General features: G+C 70.6%; 15 protein-coding genes. 2 read left to right on the forward strand and 13 right to left on the reverse strand.

Annotated features, from left to right (window positions below):
- Window positions 1-6: 6 nt before the first annotated feature.
- The 4 genes from HJG44_RS03385 to HJG44_RS03400 all read right to left on the reverse strand — a co-directional run bounded on the left by HJG44_RS03385 (window position 7) and on the right by HJG44_RS03400 (window position 3610).
- Window positions 7-618: a cysteine hydrolase family protein gene (locus tag HJG44_RS03385; protein WP_171216901.1), complete on the reverse strand. Its 612-nt coding sequence runs from the start codon at window positions 616-618 to the stop codon at window positions 7-9.
- Window positions 619-623: 5 nt separating this feature from the next.
- A complete protein-coding gene (locus tag HJG44_RS03390) occupies window positions 624-1631 on the reverse strand; it encodes an ABC transporter substrate-binding protein (RefSeq protein ID WP_171216902.1) in 1008 nt (335 codons plus the stop codon).
- A gap of 23 nt (window positions 1632-1654) precedes the next feature.
- Window positions 1655-2503 carry an acetoacetate decarboxylase family protein gene (locus HJG44_RS03395; protein WP_171216903.1) on the reverse strand — a complete coding sequence of 283 codons (849 nt, stop codon included), beginning with the start codon at window positions 2501-2503 and terminating at the stop codon, window positions 1655-1657.
- Between the two features lie 159 nt (window positions 2504-2662).
- Window positions 2663-3610, reverse strand: coding sequence for a nitrilase-related carbon-nitrogen hydrolase (locus HJG44_RS03400; RefSeq protein WP_171216904.1), 948 nt, complete (start codon window positions 3608-3610; stop codon window positions 2663-2665).
- Between the two features lie 123 nt (window positions 3611-3733).
- On the opposite strand from HJG44_RS03400, the gene HJG44_RS03405 reads away from it, so the two are divergent.
- Window positions 3734-4168 (forward strand): hypothetical protein, encoded by a 435-nt coding sequence (locus HJG44_RS03405; protein WP_171216905.1) that lies wholly within the window; start codon window positions 3734-3736, stop codon window positions 4166-4168.
- A 28-nt stretch (window positions 4169-4196) separates the two neighbouring features.
- Here HJG44_RS03405 and HJG44_RS03410 read toward each other — a convergent pair whose 3' ends face one another.
- The 4 genes from HJG44_RS03410 to miaA form a co-directional block, all read right to left on the reverse strand.
- Complete coding sequence (locus HJG44_RS03410) at window positions 4197-5978, reverse strand: acetolactate synthase 3 large subunit (protein ID WP_171217291.1); 1782 nt, start codon at window positions 5976-5978, stop codon at window positions 4197-4199.
- A 221-nt stretch (window positions 5979-6199) separates the two neighbouring features.
- On the reverse strand, window positions 6200-6367 hold the full coding sequence (locus HJG44_RS03415; RefSeq protein ID WP_171216906.1) for a Flp family type IVb pilin: 168 nt from the start codon (window positions 6365-6367) through the stop codon (window positions 6200-6202).
- Window positions 6368-6457: 90 nt separating this feature from the next.
- On the reverse strand, window positions 6458-7357 hold the full coding sequence (locus HJG44_RS03420; RefSeq protein ID WP_171216907.1) for an EamA family transporter: 900 nt from the start codon (window positions 7355-7357) through the stop codon (window positions 6458-6460).
- A gap of 105 nt (window positions 7358-7462) precedes the next feature.
- On the reverse strand, window positions 7463-8383 hold the full coding sequence (miaA, locus tag HJG44_RS03425) for a tRNA (adenosine(37)-N6)-dimethylallyltransferase MiaA (RefSeq protein WP_171216908.1): 921 nt from the start codon (window positions 8381-8383) through the stop codon (window positions 7463-7465).
- A gap of 48 nt (window positions 8384-8431) precedes the next feature.
- Here miaA and serB point away from each other — a divergent pair, with 48 nt between their 5' ends.
- Complete coding sequence (gene serB / locus HJG44_RS03430) at window positions 8432-9334, forward strand: phosphoserine phosphatase SerB (protein WP_171216909.1); 903 nt, start codon at window positions 8432-8434, stop codon at window positions 9332-9334.
- A gap of 39 nt (window positions 9335-9373) precedes the next feature.
- On the opposite strand, the gene HJG44_RS03435 is transcribed toward serB, so the two are convergent.
- The 5 genes from HJG44_RS03435 to hflK all read right to left on the reverse strand — a co-directional run bounded on the left by HJG44_RS03435 (window position 9374) and on the right by hflK (window position 13897).
- Window positions 9374-9895 (reverse strand): DUF421 domain-containing protein, encoded by a 522-nt coding sequence (locus HJG44_RS03435; protein ID WP_346767079.1) that lies wholly within the window; start codon window positions 9893-9895, stop codon window positions 9374-9376.
- A gap of 66 nt (window positions 9896-9961) precedes the next feature.
- Window positions 9962-11485 carry a DegQ family serine endoprotease gene (locus tag HJG44_RS03440; RefSeq protein ID WP_171216910.1) on the reverse strand — a complete coding sequence of 508 codons (1524 nt, stop codon included), beginning with the start codon at window positions 11483-11485 and terminating at the stop codon, window positions 9962-9964.
- 77 nt (window positions 11486-11562) lie between these two features.
- Window positions 11563-11757, reverse strand: coding sequence for a DUF2065 family protein (locus HJG44_RS03445; RefSeq protein ID WP_171216911.1), 195 nt, complete (start codon window positions 11755-11757; stop codon window positions 11563-11565).
- 8 nt (window positions 11758-11765) lie between these two features.
- On the reverse strand, window positions 11766-12716 hold the full coding sequence (gene hflC / locus HJG44_RS03450) for a protease modulator HflC (protein ID WP_171216912.1): 951 nt from the start codon (window positions 12714-12716) through the stop codon (window positions 11766-11768).
- Window positions 12713-13897, reverse strand: coding sequence for an FtsH protease activity modulator HflK (gene hflK / locus HJG44_RS03455; protein WP_171216913.1), 1185 nt, complete (start codon window positions 13895-13897; stop codon window positions 12713-12715). Before hflK ends, hflC begins: the two co-directional genes overlap by 4 nt.
- Window positions 13898-13951 lie beyond the last annotated feature (54 nt).

Here is a 13951-nt window from a genome sequence, read left to right on the forward strand (position 1 = left end):
CTGGCCTCATCCGGCGAGCGCCTTCTCGCGCATGTCCATCGCGGCCACGCCTTCCGCCAGGTCGACGATCCGCGCGAATCCGAAGGCGAGCGCCGCGAGCGACGCCTCGTGCCGGTCGGCGGCGAAGTCGCCGCAGGCGTCGCGGACGACGATGGTCTCGAAGTCGCGCTGGCCGAGGTCGCGGACAGTCGTCTCGACGCACATCGACGTCGTCACGCCCCCGACGATCACCCGCTCCACGCCACGCGCGCGGAGCATGCGCTCGAGGTCGGTCCCGATCAGGGAGGAGTAGCGGGTCTTGTCGATCACGATGTCTCCGGGCGCGAGGCCCGCAGCGGGCGAGATCTCGATGTCCGGCGTGCCGGCCCGGAGCGCGCCGATGCGCTTCAGATTGGGCCGCAGCTCGTTCACGAGGCGACCGCCATCGGAATAGTCGGGCCGGTAGACCATCCTCGTCCAGACCACGGGCACCTCGCGGCGGCGCGCCTCGGCCGCCAGTCGTCCGCAATTCGCCGCAGCCCGGTGCATGTCCTCGATGGACCGGCCCTGCAGGGCCATCGACCCGCCCGGGTCGCAGAAGGCGCGCTGGACGTCCACGAGGAGGAGCAGAACAGACATCCGGCTCAGCCGAAGGCCTTCTGCCACGCGGAGGTGTCGTAGAAGGCGCGGTCCTGCAGGGGCTGGATGATCTTCGCCTTGATCATGAGGTCGTAAGCCGACGCGAAGGTCGCGGGATCGATTTTCAGCTTGCTGGCGTAAGGGAGCTTGTAGTTCTCGATCGTGTTGCGCAGCACGCTCAGGCCCTTGTCGGGGCGCTTGGCCTCGAAGACGTCGTACTTCGTCAGCATCGAGGTGACGATCGTGCCCGGATCGCCCGCGGACACCATGGCGCCGAGCGTGTCGTGGACCGCTGCGAGGAATTTGGCGATCGCGTCGCGCTTGGCGTCCAGACCCTTCTTCGACACGATGTAGACCTGCCCGGGCGAGGGCGCGACGTCGTCGCAGCTCCACGCCTTCACGGGCTGCCTGTCGTGGTTGAGCGCCGCGACGGTGTCCCCCGTGGCGATGAAGGCCGCGACGCGCCCGGCCTTCACGAACTCGAACGCCGCCGGCGCATTGCCGACCGTCTCGCGCCTGACCTCGCCCGCGGGAACGCCGGCCTTGGCCAGCATCATGTCCAGGATGTTCTCGGTCGCGCCGCCGACCGAGACGAGGCCGAGCGTCTTCCCAGCCATGTCCTCGGGCTTGAGGATCGGCTTGTCGGCATGGCTGATCACGAAGAACAGGTCCTTCGGATAGCAATCCCCGACCGCGACGATCGAGGGGTCCTTCGCATAGGCCTTGATGAGGTCGGTCCCGCCCGTCCGCGAGATCAGGACGTTGCCGGCGCTCACCTGCTGCACGGCCATGGCCGAGCCTTTTCCGCCCTCGATGGTGATGTCGATCCCGCGCTTGCGGAAGAACCCGCCGGTGTCCCCGTACATCGTCTCCGTGAAGCCCATCAGAAAGCCGAAGGGCGTGAGGTACTTCACGGGCTCCAGCTGCTGGGCGAAGGCCGAGCGCGAGGGCAGGGCGAGGCCGGCGGCAGCGCCTGCGAGGACGTGTCGCCGGTTGACGAGGATCGAGGCCATGATGCTCTCCGGAGGCTGCTGATTCAGGCGGCGGATCGTGCGACGCCGCGCGTCGCGCCGGTCCCGTAATCGTGCAGGAGCCGGGCGACCCGGTCGGTGGTCCAGCCCCGCTGATAGAGGTAGCCGCCGGTCACCTCGATCGCGCCGAGCTCCGCGAGTTCCTCGTCCGGCGCCGTTCCGAAGGTGAGCTCGCCGGTGCCGGCCCAGACCGGCGACATCCGCGTGCCGCCGAGCGGCAGCTCGAACAGCTGCTCGAGGTCGGGCACGTCCGGGCTCGGGCTCGCCACGAAGCGGTAGAGGAACGTGCTGGCGCTGTGACCAGGCAGGCGGTCGAGCGGCTGCCCGCCGTCCGGGACGGCGACCGAGAGGCTCAGCACCCGCGCTCCGTAGCGTGAGACGGTACCGCCGGGGCGAGCGCCGGGACCCGCACGCGTAAGGGCAGGGTTCATCGGCTGGAGACGGGTCCGGTCGACCTGGGCGAGGCGCTTGGACCAGCCGAAGATCGGGCCCATCCCCATCGACCAGTCGCGGTCGACCCAGACGAAGGCGCTGTAGCGGCCGACGCGGTCGCCGAAGCGGCAATAGAAGCCGACGACCCCCTCGTTGTAGGTCGAGCGGGCGGGGTCCTGCCACGCCTGGTCCGGGTGGCTGGCCGCGACCTTCGTCATCTCGGCGATCATCGCCCAGCCTTCGCCGGTATCGAGCGGCTCGAGCCCGGGCGGCAGCAGCGGCGCGATCCGTGCGGGATCGGCCCGAAACGAAACATGGACGGCGTCGGCGCTGATGTGGTGAGGAAGCGGCTCCACGAGCGAGGACCGCCCGCTCGCCGTCCGGGGCATCGAGACGCCCTTCACGACGGCGATGTCCCGCACGCAGACGGCCTGGCTGCCCTCACGGCCCCTCTCCGATTGATGTCATACCATTAAGACAGGTGCGGCGCGGAGGGTAAAGGGCCGGATGCCGGGAGCCTGCCCGTTTGGGCGCCACGGGCCGCTTCTTTTCTGCTCTGCCGCGGCCCGTGGGCCGCCGGATCAGCTGCCGAGGATGTCGATGCCGGTCTGCTCCCGGCCGTCCACCACCAGCCGCAGGATCTCGGGCCGGGCGTAATGGCCCGCGGCATCCACGAGCACCTTGGCGCGGGCGATCGCGTCGAGGTCGATCTCGGCCGCGACGAGGCGCTCCTCCGACCCGGTATGGGGCCCGGCGAGGCAGGTCCCGTTCGGGCCGTAGATCGCCGAGAACCCGCCGCCCGGCACGAGCTCCTGCTGTGGGCCCAGCACCGCTTCCATGGCGTCGAGATACTGCCCGGTGACCGGGTTCTCGGCGAGAACGACGAAGCATTGCCCGGTGAGGGCGTGGGCCTTCATGAGCGTCTCGACCGTCGCGTCGAAGGCGCCGCCGCGCCCGCGCGTGGACGCGAATGTCGGCCAGCTCGCGCAATGGATCTGGAGCCCCTGCGCGATCAGCGCCTGCCGCGCGAGGTTCATCATGTGCTCGTAGCAGATGAGCCCGCCGACCTTGCCGACCGGCATGTCGAAGACGCGAAGCGTGGAGCCGTCGCCCTGGCCCCAGAGCATCCGCTCGGCGAAGGTGGGCTGCAGCTTGCGGTGGCGGCCGAGCAGCGTCCCGTCCTCCGCGACGAAGACCTGGCTGTTATACATCGTCCCGCCCGCGCGCTCGCTGATCCCGAGCACGACGTTCACGCGCGCCATCCGCGCGGCGTCCAGGACCGGCGCAAGGTCGCCGTCCGGCACATCGACCGAGTGCTGCCAATAGAGGTGATGCACGCCGTGCTGCCGACCCGGTGGATAGAGGTTGATCCAGTACGGAAATCCCGGGACGAAGGCCTCGGGAAAGCAGAGGAGCCGCACACCCTGTCGCCCCGCCTCGCGGATGAAGTCGCAGGCCTTGGCGAGGCTCCCCGCCCTGTCGAGCAGGATCGACGAGCCATGCGCCGCCGCGATGGTGAATGTGACCACTCGTCCCCCGATGCATTCACGCCGGCTGGTCCGGATGACAAACCCGACCTAGCCTCGGGCCCGAACTACTATCGCGCGGCTGCCCGGGTCGAGGAAGCGATCTCGATCGAAGGAGGAGACGATATGAGAGAGACGCAACTCGAGGTCGCGGTTCTGGCCGGAATGCGGGCGTCCGGGAGTGCCGCGCGGCTCTGCCTGCTCGTCGGCGCCTTGGCGGCCGCGCCGCTCGGGAGCGCCCACGCCCAGCGGGCGGACGGGACCTATCCGGCGATCCTCGCCTGCGACGGCGGCGGCGGGTCCGGGCCGGTCCGGGCGAGCGGCACGGCCACGATCGGGGGAGGGCGGGGGAGCTACGAGATCAGGGTCGGGTCCGGCCGCGAGACGGGCAGCGGCGCCCTGGCCGGCGGCAGGCTGAGCCTCTCGGGCAAGGGCCCCGGCTACGAGGCGCGCTATGCGGGTGAGGTGAGCGGCCGGGGCGGGTTCCTGACCGGATACCAGACCGGCGCCGGCGGCAAGAGCTTTCGCCGCGCCTGCCAGCTCATCCTCGGCGACGGGTAGCGCGGCGGGGCGGCCGCGCGCCGTCCCGTCACACGAGGAGCTTTCCCTCCTCGCCGATGACGGAGCCCAGATCCTCCACGCCCGTCTCGCCGAGATAGTCGTTGAGGATCATCTCGTTATGCGCCTTGCCCGACGGGATCATCGGGAAGCAGTTCTCCGTCTTGTCCACGACGCAGTCGAAGATGACCGGCCGGTCGGTCACGGCCAGCATGGCGCGGATCTGGTCGTCGAGCTTCGCCGGGTCGTCGCAGCGCATGCCGACCCCGCCATAGGCGTCGGCGAGCTTCACGAAATCGGGGAGCGATTCCGAGTAGCTCTGCGAGTAGCGCCCGCCATGCAGGAGCTCCTGCCACTGGCGCACCATGCCCATGTATTCGTTGTTGAGGATGAAGATCTTGACCGGCAGCCGGTACTGCACGGCCGTCGACATCTCCTGCATGTTCATCAGGATCGAGGCCTCGCCCGCGATGTCGATCACGAGGGCGCCGGGATGGGCGAGCTGCGTGCCGATTGCGGCCGGGAGCCCATAGCCCATCGTGCCGAGCCCGCCCGAGGTCATCCAGCGGTTCGGCTCGTCGAACTTGAAGAACTGCGCCGCCCACATCTGGTGCTGGCCGACCTCCGTCGTCACGTAGGTCTCGCGGTCCCTGGTGAGCTCGTAGAGGCGCTGGATGGCGTATTGCGGCTTGATGATCTCGGACGAGCGCCGGTAGGCGAGGCAGTCGCGTCCCCTCCACCGATCGATGGCGGCCCACCACTCGCCCAGCGCGGCCTTGTCGACCTGCGGCGAGGTCTCGCGCCACACGCGCAGCATCTCCTCCAGGACATGCGCGCAATCGCCGACGATGCCGATATCGGCCTTCACGTTCTTGGAGATCGAGGAGGGGTCGATGTCGACATGGATCTTCTTCGAGCCCGGCGAGAAGGCGTCGAGCCGCCCGGTGATGCGGTCGTCGAAGCGCGCCCCGATCGCGATCATCACGTCGCAATCGTGCATGGCGTGGTTCGCCTCGTAGGTGCCGTGCATGCCGAGCATGCCGAGGAAGGCCGGATCGCTGCCCGGATAGGCGCCGAGCCCCATCAGCGTGGAGGTCACCGGGAAGCCGGTCAGGCGCACGAGCTCGCGGAGCGCCGCCGCAGCGCGCGGGCCGGCATTGATGACGCCGCCGCCGGTGTAGAAGACCGGCCGCCTGGCGCGCGCCATCATCTCCACGGCGGCCCGGATCTTGAGCGGGTCGCCTTCCACCACGGGACGGTAGGTCTTGTGCTGGTTGTCGCCGGGCCGCTCGTACAGGCCCGACTTGAACTGGATGTCCTTCGGCAGGTCGATCACGACCGGGCCCGGCCGTCCGCTGGAGGCCACGTAGAAGGCCTCGTGCAGGATGCGCGGCAGGTCCTCGATCGATTTCACGAGGTAGTTGTGCTTCGTGCAGTGCCGCGTGATGCCGACCGTGTCGCATTCCTGGAAGGCGTCGGTGCCGATCAGGTGCGTCGGCACCTGGCCCGTGATGCAGACCACCGGGATCGAATCCATCATCGCGTCGGCGAGCCCGGTCACGGCATTGGTGGCGCCGGGGCCGGAGGTGACGAGCACGCAGCCGACCTTGCCGGAGGAGCGCGCATAGCCTTCCGCCGCATGGACGGCGCCCTGCTCGTGCCGGACGAGGACATGCGTCAGCGCGGGCTCGTGGAAGAGCGCGTCGTAGATCGGAAGTACGGCCCCGCCCGGATATCCGAAGACATGCTCCACGCCCTGGTCGCGAAGGGCGCGGACGACCATCTCGGCCCCGGTCATGAACTCGCTCATCAGCCGCTCCTCTTCCTTCCTCGCGCGTCGTTCGGAGCAATAAAAAAGGGCCCCGAGGGACCCTGCATGCGCCACCAGCCGGATAAGACGGGTCAGACCCGCTCCGTCGATGGCGCCTCCGATACGATAAGGATTGCGGGCACCCGCCCCTCCGGTCGAACCCGAGAGGCCGTACGCCCTCGGGCCCGACCGGTCAAGACCGTTTTCGGGACGGCGCGGCCGCGTCAGCGTGAGCTGAGATTCGTGCCGATGGCCGTGAAGCTCGTATTCAGGTTGCTGCCGATCGTTGAGAGCGCGCCGATGATGACGACCGCGATCAGCGCGGCGATGAGCCCGTACTCGATCGCGGTCGCGCCCGACTCGTCCTTGATGAAGCGGGTGACGATGTTCATGCGGTTACCTCCGTTCGGGGAGGGTACGAGCGGGGCGTGCTTTCGGTTTCTTTCCGGCGTCCGGGCAAGGCGCCCAGGGTTAACCAACCGCTAACGGTCGCCCTGATCCTTCCGGAGCGCCAGGGCGACGCCGCTCAGGGTCAGGGCCATGGCGAGGCTCTCCCGCCAGCCGAGCGGCTCCCCCAGAAGAAGCGTCGCCGACACGATGCCGATGACCGGCACGAGCAGCGTTCCGATCGCGGCGGTGGCCGAGGGCAGGCGCCGGAGTGCCGCGAACCAGGTCACGTAGCACGCCGCCATCGGGCCGAGCACCATATAGGCGAAGGCCAGGGCTCCGCCGGGGCTCAGAGAGCCGATGCGGCCGTGTTCCGAGGCGATGCCGAGGAGCAGCATGGGCGCGCAGGCGAGCCCGACCTGCCAGGTCGTCGCGACGACCGGAGTGACCTCGGTCACCGGCCGCAGCAGGAGCGTCGCGGCGGCAAAGAGGATGGCCGCGAGGAGCGCGAGCGTCACGCCGAGCCCCCAGCCGGGCGCGGTCGAGCCGCCCACCTCGCCCCCCAGCAGCACGACGATTCCGCCGAAGCCGAGCGCAAGCGCGAGCAGGTGGCGGTTGCTGGGCCGGACGTCGCGGATCGGCCAGTCCAGAAGGCAGACCCAGAGCGGCATCGTGTAGACGAGAAGCGCGGCCTCGGCGACGCTGAGCCACTGCATGGCCACGGTCGTGAAGCCCATCCAGGCGAAGACGTTCGCGAAGCCTGCGGCCGCGAGGCGCGCGACGCTCCGGCCGGGAACCAGGATCCGCTCCCCGCGCCAGCCTGCCAAGGCGGCGAGGAGGCCGGCCGCCGCGACCCCGGCGAGGCCGCGGGCGAAGAGCGGCGGCCAGTCCTGGAGGAGCACCTTGACGACGGGCCAGTTCAGCCCCCAGCCGACGACGGTGACGGCGAGGAGCAGAATGCCGAGCTGGCGGTCGGTGCGCTTTGCGGCGGCCACGGCGGCGTCATAGGGCCTGTCCGGGCCGCGACGAAGCGGCCTTCGCGCATGCCAGGGTCGAGGCCGCCGAGCCGGAAGGCCTCGTTTTCGCTGCGGTGCGGTTCTTCAGCCCCTGAGCATCGTCCGCAGCCGGGCGCTCGCCTCCTGGGGTGCCGCCCAGGTCCAGCCGTCCATCTGGTGGCGCGCCCAGGTGAACTGGCGCTTGGCGTAGGCGCGGGTATCGGCCTGGCCGCGGCGGATCGCCTCCTCGAGCGAGACTTCCCCGCGCAGATGGGCGAGGAGGCCGGGCACGCCATGCGCCCGCATGACGGGCAGCGCCGGATCGAGCCCGCGCGCGGCGAGCGCCGCCGCCTCGTCGAGCGCGCCCTCCCGGACCATCGCCTCGAAGCGCCGGTCGATGCGCGCGCGCAGCGCCGTCCGGTCGGGCGCGAGGAAGACCCTGGCGAGCCGTCGTCCCGCGAGCGGCCCCGGGACGCGGCCGTCATGGAAAGAGGAGAGCGGCCGCCCGGTCGCGGCCAGCACCTCGAGCGCGCGCAGGATGCGCTGGCTGTCGCCGGGCCGCAGGCGCCGGGCGGTCTCGGGGTCCCGGACGGCGAGCGCGGCATGGAGCTCCGGCGCTGGCCGGCCCGCGGCATCGTCCCGAACACGCGCCCGCACCTCCTCGGGGACGGGCGGGATGTCGGAGAGGCCCTCCGCGAGGGCCTTGAAGTAGAGCCCGGTCCCGCCGACGAGGATCGGGATGCGGCCGTCGCGGCCCAGATCCCGCAGCACCGCCTTCGCCGCCTGCAGGTAGCGGCCGACCGAGAAATTCTCGGCCCCGTCTACGGTCCCGAACAGGAGATGCGGCACCTCCGCCTCCTCGTCCGGCGTCGGCCGGTTGGTGACGACGCGCAGGTCGCGATAGACCTGCATCGAATCCGCGTTGACCACCGCGCCGCCGAGCTCGCGCGCCACCTCGATCGCCAGGGCGGACTTGCCTGAGGCGGTCGGCCCTGCGATGAGGACGGCCTCAACCTTCGACGACATTCGCTTCCACGGGCTGGCTTGCGGGCCGGGCCGGAGACGGGGCCTCGCGTGGCCGCATCCCTCACCTACGTCGCGACGCTGATATCAGACCCCAGCAGGCCGTCCATCGGGCCGGCGCTCCTGGCCGCGGCGAGCCGGACCCTCCCCGGCGCGCAGGCGAGGGTGCTGGCCGAGGGCCTAGCGGCCGAGCTCGCCTTCTCCGGCATGGATCCGGCTGACGCCGAGGCGGCGCTGCGCCGCCTCGTCCGGGACGAGCCGGTCGACGTCGTCGTCCAGCCGGCCGGGAGCCGGCGCAAGCGGCTGTTCCTGGCCGACATGGATTCCACCATGATCGGGCAGGAATGCATCGACGAGCTCGCCGACCTGGTGGGCCTCAAGCCCGAGGTGGCGGCCATCACCGAGCGCGCCATGCGCGGCGAGATCGCGTTCGAGCCGGCGCTCCGCGAGCGCGTCGCGCTTCTCAAGGGGCTGCCCGCCGAAGTCGTCGACCAGCTCCTCCGCGACCGCATCACGCTCACGCCCGGGGGGCGCATCCTGGTTGCGACCATGCGGGCCCAGGGCGCCTATGCCTGCCTCGTCTCCGGCGGCTTCACGCTCTTCACCGGCCCGGTCGCGAAGGCGATCGGCTTCGACGAGCACCGCGCCAACCGGCTCCTCGTCGAGGGCGGCCGCTTCGTCGGCGCGGTCGAGGAGCCGGTCCTCGGCCGCGAGGCCAAGCTCGCGACCCTGATCGAGCTGCGCGAGCGGCTCGGCCTGCGGCGCGAGGAGACGCTCGCGGTCGGCGACGGGGCGAACGACCTCGCCATGCTGGGGGAGGCGGGGCTGGGCGTCGCCTACCATGCGAAGCCGGCCGTGGCCGCCGCCGCCCACGCCAGGATCGAGCATGGCGACCTCACCGCCTTGCTCTACATGCAGGGCTATCGGGCGGAGGAGTTCGTCATCCCCGGGTGATAGATCGGGTCGGGCAGGAGCCGATCCCGGCTCCCGCCCTCAGATTCCCCGGGTCCGGCCCGCGGGCTTCTGCTCGTCCCCGCCTCTCACCCGGATCACGCTGATGTTCCCGTCGGGTTCCAGGCAGGCCCGCTTCACCTCGGCCACGCGCTCGATGCCGTGCTGGCGGAGCTGGCTCATCAGCTCGTCCTCCGTCAGCAGCTCCCGGTCCATGTTCCGGCGATTGAAGCGGCCGTCCTGGATCAGCGGTACGGGATCGCCTCCGCCGAGGCTTCGGAGGAAGGGCACCCGGTCGCTCAGCCAGTTGATGACGTAGCTCCAGAACAGGATGGTGCCGACCAGAAACGCGGCCTCGACCAGCGACTTGGCCTCGCCGACCATCGCGTTCTGCGCGGCCTCGGAGATGAGGACGATGACCAGGATGTCGGCGATGCCGACCTGTCCGGCATGGCGCTTCATCAGGTAGCGAAGCGCCAGGAAGAGCATCAGGTACATGATGCTGCCGCGGAGGAGGACCTCGGGGATCGAGGTCTGCGGCACCAGCATCTCGCGCCAGTTCACGGCCGCCTCCGCCTCGAAGGGCAGGGCACGGATGGCCTTGGGGGCGGGGGCGGAAAGCCGCCGCCGCTATTCGATCGTCACCGCGACGAAGCGGACCTCGCCCTGCGCGTTGGACACGAGCAGGAGGGCGGATTTCCGGCCCTCCTTCTTCAGCGCCTCCACGCGGCGCGTCACGTCCGCCGGGCTCGCGACCGGCTCCTGGCCGACCTCGACGATCACCTCGCCGGGCTGCATGCGCTTGTCGGCCGCGGCCGAGTTCGGGTCGACGCGGGTCACGACCACGCCCTTCACGCTGTCCTTGATGTTGAAGCGCCGGCGCAGCTCCTCGGAGATGCCGGACAGCTCCAGGCCGAGCGCGCGGCGCGTCGCGGTCGGGCTCTCGGTCGAGGGCTGGTTCAGCCCCGCCTTCTGGGCCCGCTCGCCGTCCTCGAGGCGGCCGAGTGTCACCTGCCGGGTCAGTTCCTGCCCCTTGCGCACGACCGTGACGTCGACCGCCTTGCCGACCGGGGTCGAGGCGACGATCCGGGGCAGGTCGCGCGATTCCTTGACCTCGCGCCCGTCGAACTTCGTGATCACGTCGCCGACCTCGAGGCCGGCGGGCTTCGCCGGGCCCTTCTCGTCGACGCCGGCGATCAGCGCGCCGCGGGCTCCGCCGAGCCCGAGCGCCTCCGCGGTCGCGTCGTCCACGTTCTGGATGCGGACGCCGAGCCAGCCGCGCCGGGTCTCGCCGAACTCGCGCAGCTGGTTGATCACCGGCAGCGCGGTCGCGGACGGGACCGCGAAGCCGATCCCGACCGAGCCGCCCGTCGGCGACAGGATCGCCGTGTTGATGCCGATGACCTCGCCGTTCATGTTGAAGAGCGGGCCGCCCGAATTGCCCTTGTTGATGGCCGCGTCGGTCTGGATGTAGTTGTCGTAGGGTCCGGACTCGATGTTGCGGCCGCGGGCCGAGATGATCCCGGCCGAGACGGACCCGCCGAGCCCGAACGGGTTGCCGATGGCGATCACCCAGTCGCCGGGGCGCATCGTCTCCGAATCGCCGAACGGGACCGCCTTGAGCGGCTTGTCGGGCTTCACGCGCAGGACGGCGAGGTCGAGCTTGTCGTCCTTGCCGACGATCTCGGCCTTCAGCTTCGTCCCGTCGTTGAAGCCGACGAAGATCTCGTTCGCCGTCCCGATGACGTGATTGTTGGTGATCACGATGCCGGAGGAATCGATCACGAAGCCGGAGCCGAGCGAGCTCGAGCGGCGCTGCGGGCGGGGGGCGCCGTCGTCGCCGCCGCGGTTTCCCTGCCCGCGGCGGTTGAAGAACTCCTCGAACAGATCCTCGAAGGGCGTGCCCGGCGGGAGCTGCGGCATCGTCCGGCCGCGCGTCTCGACCGTTGTCGAGGCCGAGATGTTCACCACGGCGTCGGTGACCTGGGCGGCGAGGTCGGCGAGCGATTCCGGTCCCTTCGCGAGCGCCGGCAGCGGGGCAGCGACGCTCAGGGAGGCCACGAGGGCGAGAGCGGCCGCACAGCCGCGGACCGCCCCGAGGGCGGCCTGCCATGCGGATCCTCCGGCCCGGACGGTCTCAGCGGTGGGAACCATGTTCACCCTCTCGAGGGCGCACGCCGATGGCGGGCGCGATGTCATTGGGGACTCATACGGGGCGGGAGCCCTGCCGTTCATGAGGCGAGCCGTCGCGCCGCCCACACCACGATGACGCCGACCACCGCCGAGACGATCCCGACGAGGCGCATGCGGTCGCGCGGCGAAGCGGCGGCCTCCATCATGGCGCGTTTCATCGCGTCCGGGAAGGACGCCAGAAGGAGGCCCTCGATGGCGAGGGCCAGTCCGAGCGCGGCGATCAGGTCGCTCATCCCGGCTTTCAGGGCCGGGCGGGCTGGCTTGTCGCAGTCTGGCCCGCATCCGCCGCCGCGGCTGCCCGCCCGCTCGGGGCGTTGAAGAAGCGGAAGAACTCGGAGCTGGGCGAAAGGACCATCCGGGTGTCCCCGGACCGGAGCCCGGCCTCGTAGGCCTGCATGGACCGGAAGAAGGCGAAGAAGCCGGGATCCCTGCCATAGGCTTCGGCCAGGATGCGGTTGCGCTCGGCGTCGCCGTTACCGCGCAGCTCCTCCGCCCGGCGCTGGGCGTTGGCCAGGATCACCGTCACCTCGCGGTCGGCTCGCGCCCGGATGCCCTGGGCGGCCTGGCTTCCCTGCGCGCGCAGGTCCGTCGCCTCGCGCTGGCGCTCGGTCTGCATGCGCTGGAACACGGCCTGGCTGTTCTGGTCCGGCAGGTCCACGCGGCGCAGGCGCACGTCGACGATCTCGACGCCGATGCCGCGGGCGGCCGCGTTCACCTCATCTGAGATCTTCTTCATCAGCGCCTGGCGCTCGCTGCGCACCACCGCTTCGAAGGTCGAATCGCCGAGCACGCTGCGCACCGTCGAGTTGATGATCGAGCCGAGCCGGTTGTTCGCCGCCGGGATATTGGCAACGGCCTGGTAGAACCGGAGCGGGTCGAGGATGCGGTAGCGCGCGAAGGCGTCGACGATGAGACGCTTCTGGTCGGCCGCGATGACCTCCTGGACGGGGAGGTCGAGATCGAGGACGCGCCGGTCGAAATAGACGACGTTGTCGACCAGCGGCAGCTTGAAATGCAGCCCCGGCGCAAGTCCGGACGGGAGCCCGACGCCGGGCGAGCGCACCTGCTGGACGGCGCCGAAGCGGAGCACGAGCGCGGTCTGCGTCTGCTGGACCACGAACATGGAGGCCACGAGCACGATCGCGGCGACCGCGGCCAGCGCGACGAGGCCGGTTCTGACGGTGGCGTTCATCGGGTCGCTCCCGGCTGCACGGTGGAGCCCGCGGGCTGGCCCGCCTGTCCGGCGGCGGGCGGGGCGGCGCGGCGGCCGAGCTCGCCGAGCGGCAGGTAGGGCACCACGCCCTGGCTGCCGTTGCCGTCCAGGATGATCTTGTCCGTTCCGCTCAGGACGCGCTCCATGGTCTCCAGGAAGATGCGCTCGCGGATCACGTCGGGCGCCTTGCGGTACTCTTCGTAGACCTGCGCGAAGCGCGAGGCCTGGCCGTTCGCCTCCGCGATCGAGCGCTCGCGATAGGCCTCCGCGCCCTGGACGATGCGGGTCGCCTCGCCGCGCGCCTCCGGCACGACGCGGCTCGCATAGGTCTCGGCCTCGTTGCGCAGGCGGTCCTGGTCCTGCCGCGCCGCCTGGACGTCGCGGAAGGCGTCGATGACCTGCGAGGGCGGGTCGACCTTCTGCAGGTTGACGCGGATCACCGTCACGCCGGCCCCATACTGGTTGAGGATGTTCTGGGCGAGCCGCATCACCTCGGCCTCGATCGCGGCGCGGTCGGTGGTCAGGATGTTCTGGATGTTGCGCCGTCCGACGACCTCGCGCATCGCGCTCTCGGCGACGACGCGCACGGTGCCGTCCGGATTCTGCAGGTTGAACACGAAGTCGGTCACCTTCGCGCTGTCCACCTGCCATTGCAGCGTGAAGTCGATGTCGACGATGTTCTCGTCGCCGGTCAGCATCAGGCTCTCGTCGCTCGTGCCGACCCGCGCCGGGCCGCGCCGGGCCGTCTCGACCGAGCGGGCGCCGATCTCGATCGTGCGCAAGGCCGTCACGTTCGGCTTGGAATAGGAGCCGATCGGGTAGGGGAGGTTGTAGCTCAGGCCTTCGCGGCTGAGCCCCACGAACTTGCCGAAGACGAGGTTCACGCCGACCTCGTCCGGCCGCACCGTGTAGATGCCGGTCGCGGCCCAGACGCAGAGCGCCAGCAGCGCGATCAGGCCGATGCCGCGGCCACCGATCTGGCCCGTTCCGCCGCCGCCCGGGATGATGCCCTTCAGCCGGTCCTGGCCGCGGCGGATGATGTCCTCCAGATCGGGAGGACGGTTGCCGCCTCCTCCGGACGGGCCGGAACCCCAAGGCCCGCCGGGCCCGCCGCGCTGGCCCCAGGGACCACCGCCGCCGCTCTGATTGCTCCAGGGCATTACGTGAAACCGTTCCCTTCTGCGCTCTCGTGGCCCCTCGGCCCGGCGCCTTGT

It is taken from the genome of Enterovirga aerilata (assembly GCF_013044135.1).
Classification (GTDB): domain Bacteria; phylum Pseudomonadota; class Alphaproteobacteria; order Rhizobiales; family Beijerinckiaceae; genus Enterovirga; species Enterovirga aerilata.